Annotated in this window: 20 protein-coding genes; 13 read left to right on the top strand and 7 right to left on the bottom strand. The window is 33.1% G+C overall.

Features of this window, described 5'->3' with window-relative positions; genetic code table 11:
- Positions 1-249 precede the first annotated feature (249 nt).
- The 3 genes from Q0893_RS04635 to Q0893_RS04625 all read left to right on the top strand — a co-directional run bounded on the left by Q0893_RS04635 (position 250) and on the right by Q0893_RS04625 (position 2,925).
- Positions 250-1,392, top strand: a complete 1,143-nt coding sequence (locus Q0893_RS04635) for a methionine aminotransferase (protein WP_298900750.1) — start codon at positions 250-252, stop codon at positions 1,390-1,392.
- Positions 1,393-1,458: 66 nt separating this feature from the next.
- Positions 1,459-2,049 (top strand): hypothetical protein, encoded by a 591-nt coding sequence (locus Q0893_RS04630; RefSeq protein ID WP_299272810.1) that lies wholly within the window; start codon positions 1,459-1,461, stop codon positions 2,047-2,049.
- 96 nt (positions 2,050-2,145) lie between these two features.
- Positions 2,146-2,925, top strand: a complete 780-nt coding sequence (locus Q0893_RS04625) for an amidohydrolase (protein ID WP_299272808.1) — start codon at positions 2,146-2,148, stop codon at positions 2,923-2,925.
- Here Q0893_RS04625 and Q0893_RS04620 read toward each other — a convergent pair.
- Positions 2,912-4,516 (bottom strand): Ig-like domain-containing protein, encoded by a 1,605-nt coding sequence (locus Q0893_RS04620; RefSeq protein ID WP_299272806.1) that lies wholly within the window; start codon positions 4,514-4,516, stop codon positions 2,912-2,914. The genes Q0893_RS04625 and Q0893_RS04620 overlap by 14 nt on opposite strands.
- 64 nt (positions 4,517-4,580) lie before the next feature.
- On the bottom strand, positions 4,581-5,261 hold the full coding sequence (locus Q0893_RS04615) for a ComF family protein (protein WP_298900754.1): 681 nt from the start codon (positions 5,259-5,261) through the stop codon (positions 4,581-4,583).
- Between the two features lie 69 nt (positions 5,262-5,330).
- On the opposite strand from Q0893_RS04615, the gene Q0893_RS04610 reads away from it, so the two are divergent.
- A complete protein-coding gene (locus Q0893_RS04610) occupies positions 5,331-6,215 on the top strand; it encodes a hypothetical protein (RefSeq protein ID WP_298900755.1) in 885 nt (294 codons plus the stop codon).
- Between the two features lie 63 nt (positions 6,216-6,278).
- Positions 6,279-7,820 carry a glycine--tRNA ligase gene (locus tag Q0893_RS04605; RefSeq protein ID WP_298900756.1) on the top strand — a complete coding sequence of 514 codons (1,542 nt, stop codon included), beginning with the start codon at positions 6,279-6,281 and terminating at the stop codon, positions 7,818-7,820.
- Between the two features lie 51 nt (positions 7,821-7,871).
- On the opposite strand, the gene Q0893_RS04600 is transcribed toward Q0893_RS04605, so the two are convergent.
- Complete coding sequence (locus Q0893_RS04600; RefSeq protein ID WP_299272803.1) at positions 7,872-8,741, bottom strand: hypothetical protein; 870 nt, start codon at positions 8,739-8,741, stop codon at positions 7,872-7,874.
- A gap of 98 nt (positions 8,742-8,839) precedes the next feature.
- On the opposite strand from Q0893_RS04600, the gene Q0893_RS04595 reads away from it, so the two are divergent.
- Together Q0893_RS04595 and Q0893_RS04590 are read left to right on the top strand one after the other, a co-directional pair.
- The gene (locus Q0893_RS04595) at positions 8,840-9,169 is read left to right on the top strand and encodes a TM2 domain-containing protein (protein WP_299272801.1); all 330 of its coding nucleotides are present in this window, start codon (positions 8,840-8,842) and stop codon (positions 9,167-9,169) included.
- A 3-nt stretch (positions 9,170-9,172) separates the two neighbouring features.
- A complete protein-coding gene (locus Q0893_RS04590; RefSeq protein WP_299272799.1) occupies positions 9,173-10,129 on the top strand; it encodes a hypothetical protein in 957 nt (318 codons plus the stop codon).
- Between the two features lie 56 nt (positions 10,130-10,185).
- Here Q0893_RS04590 and Q0893_RS04585 read toward each other — a convergent pair whose 3' ends face one another.
- Complete coding sequence (locus tag Q0893_RS04585; RefSeq protein WP_299272797.1) at positions 10,186-10,731, bottom strand: DUF3575 domain-containing protein; 546 nt, start codon at positions 10,729-10,731, stop codon at positions 10,186-10,188.
- 114 nt (positions 10,732-10,845) lie between these two features.
- Positions 10,846-14,256: a hypothetical protein gene (locus tag Q0893_RS04580; RefSeq protein WP_299272795.1), complete on the bottom strand. Its 3,411-nt coding sequence runs from the start codon at positions 14,254-14,256 to the stop codon at positions 10,846-10,848.
- Between the two features lie 112 nt (positions 14,257-14,368).
- On the opposite strand from Q0893_RS04580, the gene Q0893_RS04575 reads away from it, so the two are divergent.
- The 5 genes from Q0893_RS04575 to Q0893_RS04555 all read left to right on the top strand — a co-directional run bounded on the left by Q0893_RS04575 (position 14,369) and on the right by Q0893_RS04555 (position 19,796).
- Complete coding sequence (locus Q0893_RS04575; RefSeq protein WP_299272793.1) at positions 14,369-15,130, top strand: exodeoxyribonuclease III; 762 nt, start codon at positions 14,369-14,371, stop codon at positions 15,128-15,130.
- Between the two features lie 25 nt (positions 15,131-15,155).
- Entirely contained in the window at positions 15,156-16,115 is a 960-nt protein-coding gene (locus Q0893_RS04570; protein WP_299272791.1) for an OmpA family protein, read from the top strand.
- 117 nt (positions 16,116-16,232) lie between these two features.
- Positions 16,233-17,270: an aldo/keto reductase gene (locus tag Q0893_RS04565; RefSeq protein WP_298900763.1), complete on the top strand. Its 1,038-nt coding sequence runs from the start codon at positions 16,233-16,235 to the stop codon at positions 17,268-17,270.
- A gap of 469 nt (positions 17,271-17,739) precedes the next feature.
- Positions 17,740-19,314: a hypothetical protein gene (locus Q0893_RS04560; RefSeq protein WP_299272789.1), complete on the top strand. Its 1,575-nt coding sequence runs from the start codon at positions 17,740-17,742 to the stop codon at positions 19,312-19,314.
- Between the two features lie 11 nt (positions 19,315-19,325).
- Positions 19,326-19,796 carry a hypothetical protein gene (locus Q0893_RS04555; RefSeq protein WP_299272787.1) on the top strand — a complete coding sequence of 157 codons (471 nt, stop codon included), beginning with the start codon at positions 19,326-19,328 and terminating at the stop codon, positions 19,794-19,796.
- 75 nt (positions 19,797-19,871) lie between these two features.
- On the opposite strand, the gene Q0893_RS04550 is transcribed toward Q0893_RS04555, so the two are convergent.
- Positions 19,872-21,416 carry a ribonuclease E/G gene (locus Q0893_RS04550; protein ID WP_298900766.1) on the bottom strand — a complete coding sequence of 515 codons (1,545 nt, stop codon included), beginning with the start codon at positions 21,414-21,416 and terminating at the stop codon, positions 19,872-19,874.
- 315 nt (positions 21,417-21,731) lie between these two features.
- The gene (locus Q0893_RS04545; protein ID WP_028870804.1) at positions 21,732-22,022 is read right to left on the bottom strand and encodes an HU family DNA-binding protein; all 291 of its coding nucleotides are present in this window, start codon (positions 22,020-22,022) and stop codon (positions 21,732-21,734) included.
- Between the two features lie 134 nt (positions 22,023-22,156).
- On the opposite strand from Q0893_RS04545, the gene mutY reads away from it, so the two are divergent.
- The gene (mutY, locus tag Q0893_RS04540) at positions 22,157-23,197 is read left to right on the top strand and encodes an A/G-specific adenine glycosylase (protein WP_298900768.1); all 1,041 of its coding nucleotides are present in this window, start codon (positions 22,157-22,159) and stop codon (positions 23,195-23,197) included.
- The last annotated feature ends 50 nt before the right edge of the window (positions 23,198-23,247 follow it).

Here is a 23,247-nt window from a genome sequence, read left to right as displayed (position 1 = left end):
CTCCTTTTGGTTTGAAACTAATGTCGAGTTTTACCGAATCTAACGATGCTATCTTTTCATCTGTCTTAGGTATTGTCTTCGCTACTTCTTCGGTATTTGGATTAGTACTAACTATTGTTTCATTTCCTTTTTTACAGGAAAAACTTAGCAGAATAATGAAGACTAAAAATGGTTTAATAGCTAGGTGTATTAATTACAGTGAATATAACTCTTTTTTCGTATAATTATTATCATTAGTATCTTTACAAGATGCAAATAGATCCAAAACTTACCAACGTAGCAACTTCGATTTTTTCAGTAATGAGCGCTTTAGCACATAAGCATAATGCCATTAATCTCTCTCAAGGATTTCCAAATTTCAAAAGCGACCAACAACTTATCGATGGGGTTTCTAAGGCCTTGAATTCAGGTTATAATCAATATGCTCCAATGCCTGGACATCTAGCGTTACGAGATGCTATTTCAAAAAAAATAGAACTTTTGTACGATACCACTTATCATCCAGAATCCGAAATTACAGTTACTGCAGGAGCAACTCAAGCTATTTTTACCATTATTTCGACTTTCGTAAAACCTCAAGATGAAGTCATCATATTTAAACCAGCTTATGACTGTTACGAGCCAGCCATTACGCTAAATGGAGGAAAAACTATAGCGATTGCCTTGGAGGCTCCAAACTACAGCATCGACTGGAGCCAAGTAAAACAAGTCATTTCTAAAAACACCAAACTAATCATTATTAACACACCTCATAATCCAAGTGGCACTGTTATGAGCAAAGCTGATATGCTTAAACTTCAAGAACTCACCAATGGCACTAATATCATGGTTCTAAGTGATGAAGTTTATGAGCACATCATTTTTGACGAAGAACAACATCAAAGTGTATGTTTATTTCCTGGTTTAAAAGAGCGAAGTTTCATTACTGCATCATTTGGAAAAACGTTTCATAATACCGGCTGGAAAGTAGGCTATTGTTGCGCTCCAAAACACTTGATGACAGCCTTTAGAGCCGTTCATCAATTTAATGTGTTTTCAGTACATCATCCTACTCAAAAGGCCTTAGCCGATTACTTAGAAACACCAAAACATTATTTAGAATTACCACATTTTTATCAAGAAAAAAGGAATACATTCCTTAACCTCATTAAAGATTCTCGATTTAAATTCAAACCATCAAAAGGCACCTATTTTCAGGTGTTAGATTATTCTGAAATAACCACCGAAAGCGATATTGATTTTGCAAAACACCTTACTATAGACCATGGCATTGCTTCTATTCCTCTTTCTGTTTTTAATGATCATCAACGTGATGATAAAGTCCTGCGTTTTTGTTTTGCAAAAACCGATGATACTTTAGAGGCAGCAGCAAAAATTTTGAATTCAATTTAACTTCATTAAAGTGACTTTTCAGGTATTTTTGTTTCTAATGAATGGAACAAACAAAAAACACATAACATGAAATATATTATTATTCTTTTTTTTATGGCATTTAGTTTAACTATGAATGCTCAAAAAGTTAAAATAGACGGTAAAACATACCAAGTTAAAAATGAAAAAATCTTCCTTGATGGAAAGGACGTTACTAAAACCTTAAAATTAGAAGAGAAAGAATTCATTTTAAAGCAAGCAGCAATGACTTCAGAAAGAATGAAAGGGAAAGGTAATAATAATGGAAAAGCTAAGGGCAAAGAAAAAAAGGCTATTACTGATGAAAAAGAAAAAATGGAAGAAAAGACCTTAAAAGAGGCTGAAAAAGCCGAAAAGAAAAAAGAAAAAGAAGCCAAAAAACTCGAAAAAGAGAAACAAAAAGCCGAAAAAGCGCAAAAAAAGGCTGAAAAAGAAGCAAAAAGGGCCGAGAAAGCATTAAAGAAAAAACAAAAAGCTCAAGACAAATTTGAGAAAGCGAATAAGAAATTAAGTGCGGCTCAAAAAAAATATGATAAACTAAAACGTAAAGGAAAATTATCTCCAAATGCAGAAGCCAAGTGGTTAAAAAAACTTGAGGATTTGAGAGAAAATATTAAAAAAGCCGAAAAGAGACTATAACTCGATTGTTTATAGTAGGTTTTGAAATCTATTTTGATTGGTGATTTACCAGTTAAAATAGATTTTTTTTATGCTTAAAATTTGTAATTTTAAGACATGCAAAATCATTTAAAAGTTGCTTTAATTCAAACGACCTTAGTTTGGGAAAACCCAATTCAAAATCGTATTAACCTCAGAGACAAAATCGATGAAATTCCTGAACCTGTAGACCTTATCGTATTACCAGAAATGTTTACAACAGGCTTTAGCATGAATCCTGAAAGTATTGCCGAATCAATGGACGGGGTTACTGTTAAATGGATGACACATATTGCCAAAGAAAAAGATGTTGCCATTGTTGGGAGTTGTATTATACAAGACAATAAAAAATTCTATAACCGATTACTATTTGTAGAACCTAATGGCAAAATTAGCAGCTATGATAAACGACATACCTTCACCCTTGCTGGTGAAGACAAAGTTTATGAGTCTGGGAACCACAGATTAATTGTAACGTATAAAGGCTGGAAAATTTGTCCGTTGGTTTGTTATGATTTGCGTTTTCCTGTTTTTGCAAGAAACACTGAAGATTATGATACTTTAATTTATGTTGCGAATTGGCCTAAAGTGCGAATTTCTGCCTGGGATACGCTTCTTAAAGCACGCGCTATAGAAAACATGAGTTATTGTATTGGCGTTAATCGCGTAGGTTTAGATTTTAATAATTATGAATATTCTGGGCATTCTGCAGCTTATGATGTTCTTGGGGAGCGCTTAGATGATATCCCTCATGGTAAAGAAGCTACTGCCATTATTACCCTTGATAAGGCACATATTTCAAAATATAGAGGAAAGCTTGGCTTTTTAAATGACAAAGACGGGTTTACTCTAAAATAATTTCAATAACGGGATCCCAATTAGCCCGAGCATCCACTAAATCTGGATAGTGTGCAATACGCTCTGGTTGTAGTTGCTTTAAATAGTTACCTGAATCCCATTTTTTGTTTCCATTAGTATCAAAAATCACACGAATGTAATATTTACCTGGGTTGAGATTTCTGAAATCAAATAACTGTTCCTGATCAGCAAATTGTTCGTATTTTACTTCTCCTCGTTCATTAGTTAGCTGAATAATCATTGGGTATTGCGCATTCCTGAGTGTTATTCGAATGTTAGAATAATCGGCAAAGGTTTTAGTCTTTATATTATAATTAAGTGTGTCATTCACATTTCCGAAGAAATCTGTAAGCGCACCAGGAAGCATTCTTATTTTATAGGTATTAGATTGGTTTTTATCAAACTGCAAACTATAAATATTGTCATAGTTGCTATATGAAGTTTTAAAAGGTACGTTTAGAGAATCTTTATCTAAAATTGTAATGTCTTTTTCATTTATGGTTTCAAATGGGATATTAGCAGAAACACCGAAATCCTCATTAAACCCTAAAGTTCCTGATGTTACAGCTTTTATAACCAATGAATCTCTTTCTAAGTTTCTAAATCGATGCGTTAAGGTATCAATAAACGTCTTATTTTTCACAAGAAATAAGGCCGAATCTGCTTCAATCTTTGGCTTGTACCAATAGTATAAAGTATCTGATTTTTCATCTTTAGTGCGTCGTGTTTTAAAATCGGTTGGCTTCGCACTTAACATCTCAATGTCCATAGTTTTATAATCGCCTTCAAAACCAAAAGCAATTTTTTGCCCAGCAATTTGCTTTGGACGTTTAGCATCAAAGTCTAATTCTTCCTTAAACAATTTGATGGTATATTCTTCATCTGATGGAGCTGTTATAAAGCCTTCATAGAAACCTATCTTATCTTTATCCTGCTGAAATGTAAAGTTTCCATTTTCATCCTTTAAAGCTATCAATTTATAGGTTCCAGGTTTAATATTGTCAATACTGAATGTCGTAATACTATCTAAAGTATTGGTGATGTATTTAGGCTTTTTCTTAAACACTGTAGAATCTGTATAGGTAGAATCTTTTTCATATAGCATTACCGAAATATAAGAATCTGGAGATCTACTTTCGGCATCAAGAATTTTACCTTTAACAGAAAGAGAGTCTATATAATCGCCAGTTGAAAATACATATTTATAATAATCGTAAGGGTTCTCTTCATTATTATCAACAATACTTTGCCCAAAATTAAAGGCGTAAGTTGTATTGGCTTCTAAAGTATCATTGATGATAATTTTAATCGATTTACTTGCAGTTCCTAAAGGGGTCACAGTAGGTTCTACATCCATTGGAGGAGAAATGATAAGTTGCTTTTGAAGGTTTTTTATCTTGACATATTCATCAAAATAAATTCTAATCTCTTTGCCTTTAAAATTTGTCGTAAAGTTTTCAGGTGTTGATCTAATAATTACAGGAGCCTCTACGTCTTTTGGCCCACCAGATGGCGTGCCTCTGTTAGCGCAACCAATCAACATAGTCACCAATATAACTAGCACTAAACTTTGTAAAACATTTTTATGCATTATCACACGAAATTTCAGCAAATTAACGACAAACCTCTTTATCCTCAAAACAATTAACTTCGTTTTAATCAGTAATTGCCATTGTAGCTAAACTTAGCTTTAGATCTTCAATTTTTAAAAGTTGACTGGCACAATCCTCAATGGTTGCTCCAGTTGTAATAATATCATCAACCAAAAGAACATGTTTATTTTTTAAAAAATGGCCGTTTTTAAGCTCAAAATTACTGTTGTTGCCAGTTTGTCTTTTTAATCGATCTTTAAATACTTGAGTTTTGGTATTTGTTGTTTTGACCAATACAGATGTGTTGTATGTTGCGTTTAATGCCGTTGCCAAAGTTTGTCCAAATTTATCAACTTGATTATAACCTCTAGACTTTAGTTTTGCCTTGTGCAATGGCACTGGCACAACAACATCAATGCTTTGATACGACGCCATATCCTTCAAGGATTCTCCTAACCATGCTCCAAGACATTCGCCAATGGACTCCTGCCCTCGATATTTAAGATTATGCATCAATTGCTGAACCATTCCTTTTTTGGAAAAATGTAATAATGCCGTTGCCTGTTGTAATTTAACCCGTCCATAAAGTATTTTATGGACTGCATTTTCAGGGTCATCGTGAAAATTAGTTAATGGTAATTGATGTCTACAATTCGTACAAATATGTAGTTCATTGTCTGACAATTGATTACTACAAGCACCACAAATTTGCGGAAAAAATAAGTTTAACAAGTTTTTTATCATTTCAACGATTAAAATCAGTTTTCGATAACATATTAATTAGTTTCGCAAGATAAAATAACGATATTAATAATGATAGTTAACCCTCAATCATTTAACTACAGATTAATTATTGGTTCTTTAATAGTTGCGGTCGCAGTTTTAACTGTTTACAGTTTTACAAGTTACCAATCCATTGTGGCGCACCAGCAATTTTTAGAACAGGAAAAGAAGCTAGTTGAAAGTGAACTCTCCCAAATGATCACGCGCTATGATGACGTTTCAATTTCAAATGATCTGATTTCTTCCCAACTGGAAGATGCTAAAAGAAATACCCAATTAGCTTTGGACTCTCTTAGGATGGTTCGTAGTGACCTATCTGTATTATCAAAATTTAAGCAGCAGTTATTCAACTTAAAAAGTAAAAACAAATCTTTGTTTAAAACGGTAGACTCCTTAGACGAAGTTAATAAAGGCTTAGAAAAAGAAAAACTTCTAGCTTATAATGAACTTAGAAAGCAAAAACGCGAAAACTCTACACTATTAAAAGAAAATGAAAATCTTGAAAAAAGTATAGAAATTGGAGCAAAGCTTACAGCTAATTCTTTTCGAGCTAAAGGATTTGAAAAATTCTTTGGAGCTAGACGTTCAAGTAATAGAGCAAAGCGTGTTGAAAGTATTGAAGTGTGCTTTACGCTTGCCGAGAACTCACTAACCGAAGCAGGAGAGAAAGAGTTATACATTCAAATATTAAACCCTAGAAATAATGTTGTTGCAGACAAAGGTGCTATTAATTTTGGCAACTCTTCATTAATTTACAGCGCCAAGAAAATTGTGAATTACGACAACAAAGTTCTTGAAGTATGTATTGATGTAGATGCAGATATTGATGAACAACCATTAGTTGGCGGTACATATTATATCTCAATCTTTCATGAAGACAGAAAACTAGGCAATACAGAAGTTAGATTAAAATAACCAACACTATATAATTTCTTAAAAACCGTTCTGTTAATTGGAGCGGTTTTTTATTTTTGCATCATGGCAAACGAAGATCAATTTAAAAAAGTAATCTCTCACGCAAAAGAGTATGGTTACGTATTTCAAAGTAGCGAAATCTATGACGGATTAAGCGCAGTATATGACTATGCTCAAAATGGAGCAGAGCTCAAGAAAAACATTCGCGACTACTGGTGGAAGGCTATGGTACAGATGAATGAAAACATTGTAGGTATTGATGCTGCAATTTTCATGCATCCTACAACATGGAAAGCGTCTGGTCATGTTGATGCATTTAGTGACCCTTTAATTGATAATAAGGACTCTAAAAAGCGTTATCGTGCAGATGTTTTGGTTGAAGACTATTGCGCTAAAATTGAAAACAAAATTGAAAAAGAAGTCAAAAAAGCGGCAAAACGTTTTGGAGATGCTTTTAACAAAGAAGAATTTGTAAGCACGAATGGTAGAGTTCTTGGTTATCAAGAAAAGATAGACAGTATTCTAAAACGCCTAGGACAATCTTTAGAAAAAGAAGACTTAGCAGATGTCAAAGCGCTTATAGAGGAATTAGAAATTGCAGACCCTCTATCTGGTTCTCGTAATTGGACGGAAGTCAAACAATTCAATTTAATGTTTGGAACGAAGTTAGGAGCCAGTGCAGAAAGCGCTATGGATTTATACTTACGTCCAGAAACAGCCCAAGGTATTTTTGTAAACTTTTTAAACGTTCAGAAAACAGGACGTATGAAAATTCCTTTTGGAATTGCTCAAACTGGTAAAGCGTTTAGAAATGAGATTGTTGCAAGACAATTTATTTTTAGAATGCGTGAATTTGAACAAATGGAAATGCAATTTTTTATTAAACCAGGTACGCAAAAAGAATGGTTTGAACATTGGAAAGATGCACGATTAAAGTGGCACAAATCTTTGGGAATGGGTGATGAAAATTATCGCTTTCACGATCATGAAAAATTGGCTCATTATGCAGATGCGGCTACAGATATCGAATTTAAATTTCCTTTTGGGTTTAAAGAATTAGAGGGCATTCACTCTCGTACTGATTTTGACCTAAAACAACACGAAGAGTTTTCTGGAAAGAAATTACAATATTTTGACCATGAAGATAATGCGAGTTATATACCTTATGTTTTAGAAACCTCGATTGGTTTAGATCGTATGTTCTTAGCTGTGTTCTCAAATTCATTAGAAGACGAAACTTTAGACGATGGAAGTGTTAGAACTGTATTAAAATTACCAGCGGTTTTAGCGCCAACAAAAGCGGCTGTATTACCTTTGATTAAAAGAGATGGCTTACCTGAAATCGCTAGAGAAATCATAGAAGATTTAAAATGGGATTTCAATGTTATATATGATGAAAAGGATGCCGTAGGTAGGCGTTATAGGCGTCAAGACGCAGCAGGAACACCATTTTGTATTACTGTTGACCACGATACATTAAATGATAACACTGTAACAATTCGTCATCGCGATACCATGGAACAGCAACGTGTTAAAATTGAAGATTTAAGAGCTATTATCAAAAAAGAAGTTGATGTTAAACATTGGCTAATGAAAATGAAATAATCTCTTATACACATAAAAAAAGAGCCTTGAATAATATCAAGGCTCTTTTTTTTATTTCTTCAATAAGGTAATCTTTGCTTTTTCTTTCTCCTTTAAATTGGTGAGTGCCTTATAATTATTTTTAGAATCTTCTATTTCCAAAAACACCGTATTAGGTGAAACCTTCCCAATATTTAAGGCTTCAAGTTCTAAGGTTGTTTGGGGTTTATCTAAAATGATTTCAATCTTCTTCTTCTCTTTAGTCACCACATAGTTTCTAAGCACAATCTTAGAATCAATTTTAAGATTGATTTTATCACCATCTTCTTGGCCAGCATCATACAACACGATAGTTACTTTTTTATCCTTACTGAAAAAATTAAGTGTTTCATCTTTAGAAATGAATGTTGTTTTTAAGGAATCTACCAACTTCACCATATTTATCTGTTCCTTTATTTCCTTTTTTACAAAAATGCTGCGATCAATTTTACGATCTAATTTCTTAGCCTTTTTGTCAATTTTTTTCATGTCGGTCATCAAAATTTGTCCGCTAATACATTCCTGACCATCACTGTATAAGCCTTTAAAATCACCTTTAATTTCTCCTTTACCATTTAACTTTCTAAGTTTTCCTTTGAAATTAACAAAGCAAAAATCATCGGTATTAACTTCAGATTTGGTATATACAATACCCTGTTCTTTAAATGTTATTCTATTTTCTTTATCGTTAAAAAACCCGCTAATCATAGATTTAGTTTCATGTGGTCCACCAACATCTGTAATAGAATGACCATCTATAACCCCTTCTTTTTCAGTAAAGTGTATTGTGTAAGTAATAAATGAAGTATCATTTAATTTAATAGCTCCCATAAATTCTGACTTGGCCTGTGCCTGAGAAAAGAAATACATAAGTGAACATAAAAAACATAGGAAAATTCTCATTAATATCGTATTAATTATTATACTTGTAAATATAAACTTATAAATTAGATCATATGAAATTTAAAATTATTCTTTCGTTTTTAGCGATTATTCTAACGATGAATTTAAGTTATGCTTCTTTTCCGGTTGTAAAAGCTAAAACAACAAGTACAGAGGTAGTGGCAAATGCGGACACAGAAGACAGTAGTACTTTCTACTCTCCTGCTGCAAAAGCTGCCGAAAAAAGCCAAGGATTAGCTTTAGTATTCTTTTTCTTATTAGGAGCATTAGCTGGCCATAGATGGTATTTAGGAAGTCCGTGGGTATGGAATGTATTTTTCATTCTTACTTTAGGAGGCCTTGGTATTTGGGCATTAGTCGATCTAATTGGTATCATTGCTGGTACTTATACTCCGGCTCAAGGACGATACAAAAAGAGTTTCTTTTAAACTATGAGACATTTATTTACACTAATGGCAATCTTTATGATTGCCATTTCTGCTCAAGCCCAAGTTACTGTTGGTACAAGGATGTTTGGCTCATTTCAAGATTTTGATAAAGGTGAGTATAAAATTATCAAAGGAAAAACAACAGTCTTTGTTGTTGATGATTTAGACGTTTCAGAATTTGAAAATATGATTAAAGACGTATGGACTTACAATAAATATATTGTTGTAGATCGTGCTAACTATGATGAAGAGGCTTACAAAACAGAACAATATGCACCATTTGTGGTAGAAGGTTTTAATAAAACAGTAACCAGCTCAAGTGGTATGGTTTCAGAATATGTTTACATTTATTATCATTATTACTATTACACTTTTAAAAAGAGAAAAAAGAAAACCAAAGTCAAAAAGAGAACGATTGCAGGTGTCTTTTTAAGTGGAAGTCCTGAAACAATCTGGGCAACACTTGCGAGCAAAAAATTTGGTGATCTTGACGAAGGTTATACTAATTATGGTTTAGGATATCTTAAAAATTATTTGCAAAAGATAAATAGTGAATTTGAGGATGAAGGTTATTCGTTCGCTTATGCCGAAGATTATGATAAGAAGAAACTTAAAGCATTAAAAAACAAAACGCTTTATGTTCCTGATTTTATAAAAAACAAATACCATGCTTGGATGATGTCATCTAAAGGTGGTACAGAAGAGGAGCGCGATGATAAAGATGGGTTGTTTAAAAAATATGACCATCCCTATGAATGGGTTTCAAAAGATGCACTTAACGAAAAAATTCTGAACGCTACTGAAGATTTTTATTACTTGATGTATGTACGTGTTAATTCACAAAAAATACTTGCTGTAATGAATGGCTATACTGGCGAAATGATTTATAGAGACTATCAAACCTTATCTTATAATATTAAAAGAAAAGATATTTCGAGAATAGGTTCGAAAGTAAAATAAGTTTTCTAACAATACGTAATAAAAAAGCCCAAACTTAAAGTTTGGGCTTTTTTTATCTAAAATCGATAGCCAACACTAATCCCTAATTTCGCGACAAAATCGTTATTAAACTCATTGCTATTAAATAAATTTCTGCCAACACCAAAACTCACTTCGCCAATAAAGCCATTATTAGTGACCCATTTTCCTCCTAATCCAATTCCTAGAGCAAAATCGGTAACCGTTTCTTCTCTATTAACGAGTATATCACCTCCAACAAGAGCTAAAGTATTTTCTTTTACAGAACTAAGCAATCCAAAACCTTCTAAGAAAAAACCCGAAGCATACTTCTTGCCAAAATAAAGTCTGTAATATGGTGAGATGTAATAATCAATGTCATCTTTTATATCGTCATCAAATGGCAAAAACACATTAAGACCAATGCCTGATTCTTCATTTAGTAAACGCTCATAAGTTAAATCAACGGCTCCAATAACCATATAAAGTGCATTAACTTTTACTTCATTAGAAGCCTGTTTAACATCGCTATTAACTGGGTCATCTTGAGCATATAATACTATTGAAAATAAGAACAGAAATGTGCATAAAATAGAGTTTTTCATAAATAATTTAGTTTAAAGTTAATTTGGTTTACTGTCACAACAATTGTACCAATTGAAGATGCACTTAAACTAAAAAGGTTGCGTACAAAACAATATATCTTATTTGTCTATGCACTAAAAGTAGGCCTTTAACTGAACTGTTCCTGTGTGAATTGTTTTACTAGTTTCTGTTTTTCTTCCGAAGTAATTCAAATTTAAATCCAGAAACTTGGTGAGTTTTTTCTGAGCTAGTAGATTCCACGTAAAATTATTTCCTGGTTGCAATCCTTCCAGAATTTGATAAGCAACTGGTGTATTAGCATTTCCGTCGAATTCATTTTTAAAGAAGTTAACTTCTCCTGTTAAGGCAATTTTATTGGCATTATTATATGTAAATGATAGGCCATAATTACGCTGTGTTAATTGCTCCATATTACCTATTACATTGTCTTTAGACGTATATTGATAAAACATATCAAAACGTGCGTTTTCATTAAATATATAGGATAACTTAGGTTGAAATCTCACCTCATCGAGTTTATAATTTCTTGTAGTGAAATTTTCATTCAAACTTTCATTAGTTTCCAAACTTGACTGTAAATTAATCAACCAACTTGTCCAAAATTTATGATTAAACTGAACCTGGTGACTTTCCAACTTATTTTCCTGAAACCCTACAGACAAGGTAGACCTATTCGTATTAGATAAAAACGTATAAGACGTTGTGAAATCTTGTTTCCCCCTATTATAAAACAATACATTTCTTATGCTTTTATTTAGTGCAAGTTGATTGTCATCATCTGTAGAAAATGGATTTAAGTTAAAGCCATCATCAACACGCCTGTTTTTCCTATCAATAAGAAAAGAGGTTTGATTATAAAAATGTGACCAGAATTTTTTGCTTTTTTCTTCTGATGTCGACCATTGTTTTGGATTTATAATTAAAGTTTGACTAAACCTATTTTGATGGGTTTTTACAAAGACCTGATTTGGCAATAGCACGCGAATAAAACTACCTTGATCTGTAAATTGAGCAACTTCAAACTCATTGAGTTCTTGAATACCATTCTCATTATAATCAATCCATGTATAAGCACCTTGACCAGGTTCAACCTCAACATAAGTAAAGTCTTGTTGCGGCAATGTCCCAGAATTGGTCTCAAAAACGGTATTCCATAGTACCAAGTTATTCCATAATCTTTGGTTGAAATTTAATCTTGAGTTCAATGAATTTTCGTCTTCTATAGTATCATCTTCATTTTTTAAGGTTCTATAGTTCACATACAGTCCTAAATTAGTTGTTTTATTCTGTAGGATCTGTGATTTTAAATAGTAGGTATTTGAGGTATTAACACGCGTAACTTCATTGGTGCGAAGACTATCGTTTACTCTATATTTATAACCAAGTTCAACAAAAACTCCCGTGCTATCTCCATAACCCGTAAACACTTCATAGGAATTAAAACGCTGACTTAAATTTGTCAATAAATCTGTAGCTCTTTCTCGTTGTTCACTATCCTCTAATGCTATTTTAGCACCAACCCATTGCTTACCAAAATTATAGGTAGCGCGATTAAACGATCGCACAAACGTGGATGTGGAGGTACTACTTTTATTACTTAGAAAACTCGAATTCGAAAATATATTAAACTTATTCAATTGAAGGTTTGCTAAGATACTATGACGATTTCCATTGAAATTTTCTGAATAGTTAAGATGTTCAAATTTATAACTAGCTAAACCTTTTTTAGAATGTAATACATCTACTCCTGAAGACCATAATAGTTGATTTCCTAACGGGTTTTCTAAATTCCAATCTCGATTAAATTCAGCTCTGTATAAACGCTGAATTGTTCTGAAATTCTTCTGAATAACATCGGCATCGGCATAGGCATTTAAGTTCCATAAGCTATCAGACTTAATTATGTTTTGATTTACTTTTAATTTCGCTGCAAAGCCATCATTGTCATTATCATCAAGATTAGAAAATAAATTGACGTCATTTTTACTTCCAGCCAATTCAAAGTAAACATCGGTATTCTCATTTGGTCTATAGGCGCCATTAATTATTGCTATCTGCAATTTTTCGGGTGCAATTAGCCTAACAATGGGCTCATAATTTCCTTGTGGTATGCCGTTTATAGGCTCAACATATTCAAAAATATTTTCAACAGCATTACTGTTTATAATTATATAATTTCCTTGATTCTCACCCACCAACGTAAACCGTACACTAAACAACTCATCGTCAGGATTATTAGAGAACACAAATATTTCTGTACCATTAACAATATCCTTCCTATATAAAATCCTATTATCATCAAAGGCCTCTGCCACATCAGAAGGAGCTACCATTAACGATTGGTCATCTCCAGCATTAGATAAAATCTCTACCTGCTCGGCTGAAAGGTTTTGCTGTAGTGGTTGGTTTTTAGCATCTGCTTCAGAATAGACCGATACACCTAGTTTTAATTTTTCAGTCTCATACGTACTCCCTCCAAATACTGTAAATCTCGAAAAGTTTCTATCACTAAACTGATAGTCTACTGTAATTCGCATTTCCGAAGTAATAGGATAGGTCGAATTAAAGATAATTTCACCTGCGTTATAATCGATTATATAATCTTTATTTTCGCCACGTTCAATAGGAATTCCGTTAACATATACGGTTTCACTTCCTGAAACAATAAGCACAAACAATTCATTATTTGGTCCAGTGAGTTTATAAGGTCCTTGATTTCCTTCTTGAGCCACAAACTGACTCGTTGTAAACTGACCACGAACTAATGCCCCCGATGCAAAAACACTGGTTTTAGAGGCCTCACCTTCAAAATTTGTTGTAACCTGAAGCCCTTGTACACGCTTTGTAAAGTTGGCAAAATAACTATTGGGATTTGCCAAATCAATATCACCTGCTCTAATATTCCATTTATCACTAAACAACTCTATAAAAACTTGATCAAATTCATCTAATCGTTGAGAATAGCCACTTTCTTGTAACGGAATGTTAGCGTCTTGTATAGATGCCCTAAGCGAGACTTTATCGCTTAATTTTCCTGAAATTTGTAAATCCAGTTCACTGTTTAATACCGAATTTTGATTGTTTCCAAGTGTTACACCTCGAGAGATACTCCCTGAGGTACTCAGACCATCAAAGGGTGTGAAGTTTTGCTCAATATTTGATTGGTTGAGTTTATAAAGACGTTGAAGGTTATCTGTATTCTCTACAATAATCTTATCATCTAGTTGGAAATATTTCCGCGTTAAAAAATCGGGATAACGTAAATAGCTAATCTCTACCGAATCTATATCTATGGGTTTCTTAAACGTTAGCAAGGCTTTCGCAAAATCAACTTTGTAATAGGAGGTATCTATCGTTGTTTTATCCTTACGCTTAAGTATAAACCAACTCGAGTTGATACTTACAGTATCCACTTTAATCGAATCTCTAACGGCTACCTTCTTTGTTCTATAGTTAGACTGCTCCTCTTGTGCCAAAGCATAAAAAGACATCATAAAACATATTAGTGAAATAGCAATTTTCATTCCCTATATAAACTTCTAAAGGCGGAAATTATTTTATCCTTAAAATCGGGTTAAAATAATAGTGTAAAAGTACAGTATTATTTAATTTAGCTGAAATCTTAACTTATCTAGAATGAAAATCATCTCATACAATGTCAACGGGATTAGAGCAGCAATGAATAAAGGCTTTATTGATTGGCTTAAAAGTGCAGATCCTGATGTGATTTGCCTGCAAGAAATTAAAGCCATGAAGGAGCAGGTGGATATAGAAGCCATTGAAAATGCTGGCTATAAATACAATTATTGGTTTAGCGCTCAAAAGAAAGGATACAGTGGTGTTGCTATCTTAAGTAAAACAGAACCAGACCATGTTGAATATGGAACCGGAATTGAATCTATGGATTTTGAAGGTCGAAACATTAGAGCAGACTTTAATGGATTATCTGTTATGAGTATGTATTTACCATCAGGTACTAATGATGCAAGACTCGCTCATAAATTTGAGTACATGGACATGATTCATGAATATTTAAACACCTTAAGGCAATCATTTCCAAACTTGGTTGTGCTTGGTGATTATAATATTTGTCATGAAGCCATCGATATTCATAATCCAAAAATGAAAGGTGTTTCTGGATTTTTACCAGAAGAACGTGAATGGCTTGGTAGCTTCATTAATAGTGGATTTGTCGATTCGTTTAGACATCTACACCCAGAAAAACAAGAGTTTTCATGGTGGAGCTATCGCGCTAATGCTAGAGCAAATAATAAGGGCTGGCGTTTAGATTATGCCATGGTGAGCCAACCATTGCAAGAAAATATAAAACGAAGCGTTATCCTCACGGAAGCGGTTCATAGTGATCATTGTCCGATTTTAGTAGAAATTGAAAATTAATTATTAAGTACATAACCCAAATAGTATGATTAAAAAATTGTCATTAATAGCACTAACTCTAATATTAACTACGTCCTGCGTATCAAAAAAAATATATACCGATTTAGAAGATAAATACGCCAATCTTAAAAAAGAAAACAGAAAATTAGCCGATTCAAATCGCGATCTAGAAACAACATTGAATAAGGCGCAAAACGATTTATCAAAACTTCAGCAAGACTATGATAAAACGTTAGCGCAGCGTAATAAACTTCAAACCGATTATAACGCGACCAAGTCTAATCTCGATAACTTAAAAACCTCTTATGATGCTTTAGAAAAAAACAGCAATGCCTCTATTGCAGCAAACTCAAAAAAGAACCGAGAACTATTAGCACAATTGGAAGCTAAAGAGCAAGCCTTAGCCGCTGAAAACGCAAGATTAGAAAAGATTAAAAAAGAATTAGAATCTAGGTCGCAACGTGTTGCCGAATTAGAAAATGTAATTGCTTCTAAAGACGCGGCAATGACCAAACTGAAAAATGCTATTTCTCAAGCCTTAACTAACTTTGAAGGGAAAGGACTTACAGTAGAACAGCGTAATGGTAAAGTTTATGTATCTATGGAAAACAAACTCCTTTTTCAATCAGGAAGTTGGGCTGTTGGTACACAAGGAAAACAAGCCGTTAAACAACTTGGTAGTGTTTTAGCAGACAATCCTGAAATTGCCATTTTAATAGAAGGACACACCGATAATGTTCCATACAAAGGGAACTCTCAACTTAGTGGTAACTGGGATTTATCAACCAAGCGTGCAACAGCTATTGTTAATATTCTAAGAGAAAACTCGTCTATCAATCCAGAAAACCTAACAGCTGCTGGTCGTGGTGAATTTGCACCAATTGCAACCAACGACACTGCTGAAGGTAAAGCAAAAAATCGTCGTATAGAAGTCATTCTAACACCTAAATTGGATGAGATTTCAAAATTGCTGAACGACATTTAAATCGATATTGAAGCACACCATCAAATTCTAAAACCTTAACATAGATTTAGACCTTTCAGTTTTTTAAAAGCTGAAAGGTCTTCTTATCTTTGCTTGTCTTAACACCAAACCAACATCATGAGATATACCACATTACCAAAAACCGATATAAAAGTTAGCAAAATCTGTTTAGGCACGATGACTTGGGGAAATCAAAATACCCAAGATGAAGGCTTTGCACAAATGGATTTAGCCCTAGATAAAGGTGTTAATTTCTTTGACGTTGCCGAATTATATCCTGTCCCAGCAACTGCAGAAACCTACGCTGAAACAGAACGTATTATAGGCAATTGGTTTGAAAAAACCGGACAAAGAGACAAAGTTGTTTTAGCCACCAAGATTGCCGGACCTGGAGATTATACCGCTCATATTAGAACCAACGGTTTTAGTAAAGCTGCGCTTAACGATGCAGTAAATAATAGTTTAAAACGCCTGAAGACCGATTATATAGATTTGTATCAGTTGCATTGGCCAGAGCGACATACCAATACTTTTGGTGTTAGAGATTACAACCATAATGCAAACGATCCTTGGACAGATAATTTTAATGAAATCTTACATAATCTTAATGAGATTATGAAAACCGGAAAAGTGCGTCAAGTAGGAATTTCGAATGAAAAAGCATGGGGAACAATGCGTTATTTAGAAGAGTCTAAGCTACATGATTTACCAAGAATGATTACCATACAAAATGCCTATTCTCTATTAAATAGAGTTTTTGAAGGCGATATGGCAGAAATTGCTATTCGCGAAAACATTGGGCTTCTAGCCTATTCTCCTATGGCATTTGGAGTACTCTCTGGTAAGTATATTAAAGGTACAGCTGCAGATGATGCACGATTAAAGCTGTTCCCTAGATTTGCGCGTTATAGTGGAGATAAGGCTACTGAAGCAACGAAACGTTACCTTCAAATTGCAGAAGATAATGGTATGACCTTAGCTCAAATGGCATTGGCTTTTGTAACCGATAGACCTTTTATAACAAGTAATATTATTGGAGCAACCACATTAAAGCAATTGGAAGAAAACATTGATAGTATCGATATAGAATTAAGTGATGATATCTTAAAGGCTATTGCCGAGGTACATGCCGAAATTCCAAACCCAGCACCTTAATGCTAAAATTTTAATTTAAAAAATTGGTGGTTTGTCGATTATATTCTATATTAGTTGCACTAAACTAACCAACATGACACTATATAACCTATTGCTACAAAGTAAACATTCAATGAACAGTAGTGTTTCATCCGATATATTTGTGTGGTCTCTTTTTAATATTTTTATACTGGTAGGCGTCATCGTAATTTCATTTACAATAGCCTTTAAACTTATAAAATACCTCAATTTAAAGATCAAACTCATGCAACGTGAGCTTGATAACTACTAATCTCATTTTTTTTTGTAAAAAACAAACACCTTAAAAACCTAAGCAGTGCCTAGGTTTTTTTTTGTTTTATCATCTTTCAAAATATAAAAATCATATACATCATTGTAATTGTATAGAATATTTTCTATATTTGATTATGTAGAAAATATTCTATACATTAATTATTCACATTGAACACTAACATAAATCAACAATACAATGAAACATAATTTTAAATTTGTTTGCTTTCTTCTCATAGTAGGATTGTTAGCAACAGTATCATGTCAAAAAGATGATGATGCATTAGAGAACAGCAATCAATACAACATACCAAGTATTGAAACAGCCAAAGCCTACTTTAATGATAATATTAACCTTTCTTCTTTAGGATCCAGCTCACTTAGGAATGGGGAAAGTCTTCTAAATTCGGATTGGGATCTATCTAAGGCAAAAAAATACAAAGATGAACCTCAAGAATCTCTAGACATTTTATACACACCTATTTATTTACCTACAGCTGGTAAAGCAAAAAGTTTTGTGGGCTCTGTAGAAGTTAATAATGAGATGCAATCTAAACTATTTATACTGCTATATAAACAAGCAGAAAACAGCGGGGCTTTTTCTGGTTTTATGATGATTTACAACTTAGATGGACAAATTGAGTATTCCTATGAATATACAGATGGTCAACGTGTTGCAGAGGGTCTCCCTTCCCTCGTAAATAGCACATTAAATCGAACGAATGATGGTGATTGTGAAAGTCCCTTTGATAGTATAGGTTGCCTTATAGACTGGGTTGGTGGTGATTGGTTTGGTATAGATGGATTTATTGAAAATGACCTTGTAGAAATCATTGCTGTAGGAGATTCTAACACAGGAGGAGGACCTTTTGATGATTCCAGCTTTGGAAATCCAGGGTTTAGCATCCCAGCTTTAGATGATAGTACAGCAGGTGCTAATGGTAATATTGAAGAACCTTGGTGGCTAGACAATACAGTTAGTGCTAATGCACTTTCTATCATTATGGCTTTAGAATTAGAACATGTTGCACTACCAGAAGCTGATTGGCTTTTAAATCAGGCATCGCAAGAGCAGCTAACATCTATTGCCAACTTTTTAAATGCCAATAGATCTAAAGACAAAAACACCTCTCCTGATGGCATAGAAAACGACGGATTAAACCCAAATCAAATGACCGAAATATCGCAGGAGGCATTAGATTTTGCAATAAGTATGATTAATTTTTTGATGAATAATCCAAGTATTAGCTTTGAACATAACTCCTCAAATGACATTAATACCAACACACTAAATTTTGGGTCTTTTGACGAGTTCGAAGACTACTATGATAATTTAAATGGGAATAGTTATACCACAATGTCTTCTACGTTTCAAGATGGCTCAATTAGAAGGGATGTACATTCGCTGGAATTCAATAGTTTTCCCCAAGCAGATTTAGTAACTACGGTTAAAATCGCGATTCCGAATAACAATAACACTTTGGAAAATTTGAATGTTATAAATGCAAGAACTATATTAGAAGGGAATAACACATTTTTCGATTGGACTCAACTTGATAGCGAAGATCCCGATGATAGCGATGGAATTCTGGTTGAAATCAATGAAGATTTAAATCGTGTCAAAATTTCTATTGAAGGTGAAATGCTTGTTGGCTTAAACATAAGTAACTATCCTATTAGATTTAGACACTTAATTACAGTCGTGATTACCTATGATTATTCTACAGCAGAAATCAATGAAAATTACTGCTACTGGCATAACACCAATAATTAAACATACCATTAATGAAAACAAAATCTTTAGTAACCATCGTATTCTTTTTTTTGATAATTAGCTGTACCTCTTATAAGCCTTTTTCAAGTATTAAAGAGAAAAAAGAAAGGATAAGCCAGATTAAAAGTTCGTTTAACTTAACACCAAAGGAAATCAAACTAATTAAACATCAAGATTCTATATTATATGAAATAGCTGAATCTATGGATAAAGAAGTTAAATTTTATACAACAAACAGACGTATCGATTCTTTTTTAAGTGGTAATTATTTGAAAGATGAAATGCTGATGGCCTTAAATATCGATCAATTAAAATTGAAGGGAGAGTTTGATTTTGATCGCACAAATCAGTTTAAAGGTCGCCGATTGAACATTGAATCGCTTGAAGAACTTGAAAAATATATGAGAAAAATTGATAGTAGTTTAATGATAAATATGAAAGTAAAAGTAGACACCATTACAAAAAAGAAAAACAAACCATAATACAGTGATTTTTTAATAATGTTTGAGTAAATAAAAACCCCCTTTCCACATGATGTGAAAAGGGGGTTTTAGATATTATTTAATTTCCTTACCATTTTTGTCATAAAAATGATATTCAAGATATGTGTAAGCATCTCTAGGTAAAACTTTTACCCATTTTTTGTGTTCTATAAACCATTTAGAACGTACTGATGGAAACCCTTTGGTTAAAAAGGCTGCTATAAATGGATGCGCATTTAGCGTAATCTTTTTATAGTCTTTTTTGAAAAGCCTTTCTAGGTCTTGCGTAATCTTTTGAATCACTACAATTGGTGCTTCAATTTCTCCGCCTTCTCCACCATTAGGATTTTCTTCTTTTGTTTTAATATTGCGTTCTGGGCGAACACGTTGTCTGGTAATTTGTATCAAACCAAACTTACTAGGTGGCAAAATCTTATGTTTTGCCTTATCATCTTTCATTTCGTCACGAAGATGATTGTACAATTTTTTTCGATTCTCTGCCTTTCCCATATCAATAAAATCAACTACGATAATACCACCCATATCACGTAAACGCAATTGGCGAGCAATTTCCGAAGCAGAAATTAAATTGACTTCTAAAGCAGTGTCTTCTTGGTTTTTTTCTTTGTTAGATCTGTTTCCGCTATTCACATCAATCACATGCATCGCTTCGGTATGTTCTATTACCAAATAAGCGCCTTTTGCCATAGACACTGTGCGACCGAAAGAGGTTTTTATTTGACGCTCAATACCATACTTTTCATAGAGTGGCACGCCATTTTTATACATCTTTACTATGGATTCTTTAGCAGGTGCAATCTCTTGCACGTAATCTTTAATTTGTCCATAAAGCACTTCGTCATCTACTGTAATACTTGAAAATGAATCATCAAAAATGTCTCTTAATATAGAAGAGGCTTTGTTCATTTCGCTCAAGACCTTACTAGGATGATGTGCTTTATTTAATTTTTTACACATTGCTGTCCATCTATTCAGCAAGTTCTGTAAATCTTTGTCGAGTTCGGCAACTTTTTTGCCTTCTGCGACTGTACGAATGATAACACCAAAACCTTTAGGCGTAATACTCTTTACCAAGCGTTTTAAACGCTCTTTTTCTTCTTTAGATTCAATCTTTTGAGAAATTGAAATACGATCAGAAAACGGTACTAAGACTATATAACGACCAGCTATAGACAACTCGCTACTAATACGAGGTCCTTTGGTTGAAATTGGCTCTTTTACAATTTGTACTAATAGAGATTGATTTGATTTTAAAACATTAGCAATGCTTCCGTTTTTATCAATATCTTTCTCAAACTGAAAATTTTTCAGTAAAAAATCGGTATGTCTACCTGTGCTTACACGTTTAACGAATTTTAAAAGTGAAGGTAATTTAGGTCCTAAATCATGATAATGCAAAAAAGCATCTTTTTCATAACCCACATTTACAAATGCAGCATTTAGACCAGGAACAGCTTTTCGTATTTTGGCAATAAATATATCACCAACCGAGAAGTTATTATCATCTTCATCTTTGTGTAACTCGATAAGTTTTCCATCTTTTAATAAGGCAAAATCAACAATATCAGAACTCGATCTTATAATCAATTCTTTTTCCATGTTGTTCATTTTAATCCACCTCGATTCATTTCGAGATAGATGGATATTACTTTATTTTGACACAGGATATTTAATCCAGCAAATTCATGTATTACGAAGGTAAAACGTAATAAAACTCATGAATTTTATATCAAAGAACGTTGTTTTTAAAATTAAGAAAAGTAGTTAAAAAACTACTTTTCTTAATTTATTTCTTTTTGTGACGATTAGCGCGTCTACGTTTTTTACGCTTATGCGTCGCTACCTTGTGTCTTTTTCTTTTTTTACCACTTGGCATAAATAAGTCTTTTTTAAATTAATATTTGTTTTAATGCTTTAGTTTACTTCAACGTTAGTCTTAACACCTTCAACAAATACTTTTGCAGGTTTAAATGCAGGTATATTGTGAGCAGGTATTTTGATTGTTGTATTTTTTGAAATGTTACGTCCAGTTTTTTCTGCTCTAGTTTTAACGATAAAACTTCCAAAACCTCTTAGATATACATTATCTCCACCTTCTAATGAAGATTTTACTTCTTCCATGAATGTTTCAACTGTTGCTTGAACATCTCCTTTTTCAATTCCTAATTTATCAGAAATTTTCGCTACTATATCAGCTTTTGTCATTGTTATTAATTTTTAGGGTTATCTATTAATTATAAGGGATGCAAATATAGGTAATTTAATTTCAATATTTCAAGCGTAATTAATTAAAATTTAACCTTGTAAAGATTTATTTTTGTAAAAATTTAGTCATATAAATGAATTTTACCGAAATTTTAACGCATTGGTACTCAGTCAATAAGAGAAATTTACCATGGAGAACAACTAAAAATCCTTATCACATTTGGTTGTCTGAAATTATTATGCAACAAACTCAAATTACCCAAGGATTACCTTATTATGAAGCTTTTGTTACCCATTTCCCTACTGTTTTCGACTTAGCAAATGCCAGCGAACAGGCGGTTTTAAAGCTTTGGCAAGGTTTAGGCTACTACTCTAGAGCTAGAAATTTACATGCCTCTGCTCAATACATTGTTAATGATCTCAATGGTGAATTTCCAAATACATATGAAGCGCTTCTAAAACTTAAAGGTGTAGGAGATTATACAGCCAGTGCCATCTCTTCTATTTGTTTTGATGAACCTCATGCCGTTGTTGATGGTAATGTTTATAGGGTGTTATCTCGATATTTCGCGATTGACACACCTATTAATTCTACTAAAGGTATTAAGGCATTTAAAAAGCTCGCTACAACACTAATTGACACCAAACATCCAGGAGACTACAATCAGGCTATAATGGAATTTGGAGCCACACAATGCAAACCTAAAAGCCCCAATTGCAGCAATTGCCCATTAACAGATAGTTGCCTAGCATTTCAACACAAAACAATAGATCAATTACCTGTTAAATTAAAAAAAACCAAGGTCACTAAGAAGTATTTTAATTTTTTGGTCATCCTCTCCCAGGATAACAGAGTGATTTTCGAACAGAGAATGGATAAAGGAATTTGGCGAAATTTATATCAATTTCCTCTATTAGAATCAGATAGAAGTTTGGAAGCCCATGAATTTCATCTTCTTAATTTGGGAAACACACCTCTAATAGACGATGTTATGGAACATTATTTATATAATGAAACAGATATCATTCATAAACTATCACATCAGCATTTATACACCAAATTTTGGATTGTCAAACCTGAAACATTTCCGTCAAAAAGCATTTCTATTTCAGATATAGAAACCTATCCAACACCAATTTTGATAAGTAATTTTATAGACCAGTACAATTTCTGATTTTAGAGAACTCATAAATTTTTCATACTTTTAATAATCAGACTTTAAAA

The organism is uncultured Psychroserpens sp. (assembly GCF_947494225.1).
Classification (GTDB): domain Bacteria; phylum Bacteroidota; class Bacteroidia; order Flavobacteriales; family Flavobacteriaceae; genus Psychroserpens.
The sequence above is the reverse complement of the archived record's forward strand: the minus strand, read 5'-3'. Positions and strand labels throughout refer to the sequence as shown.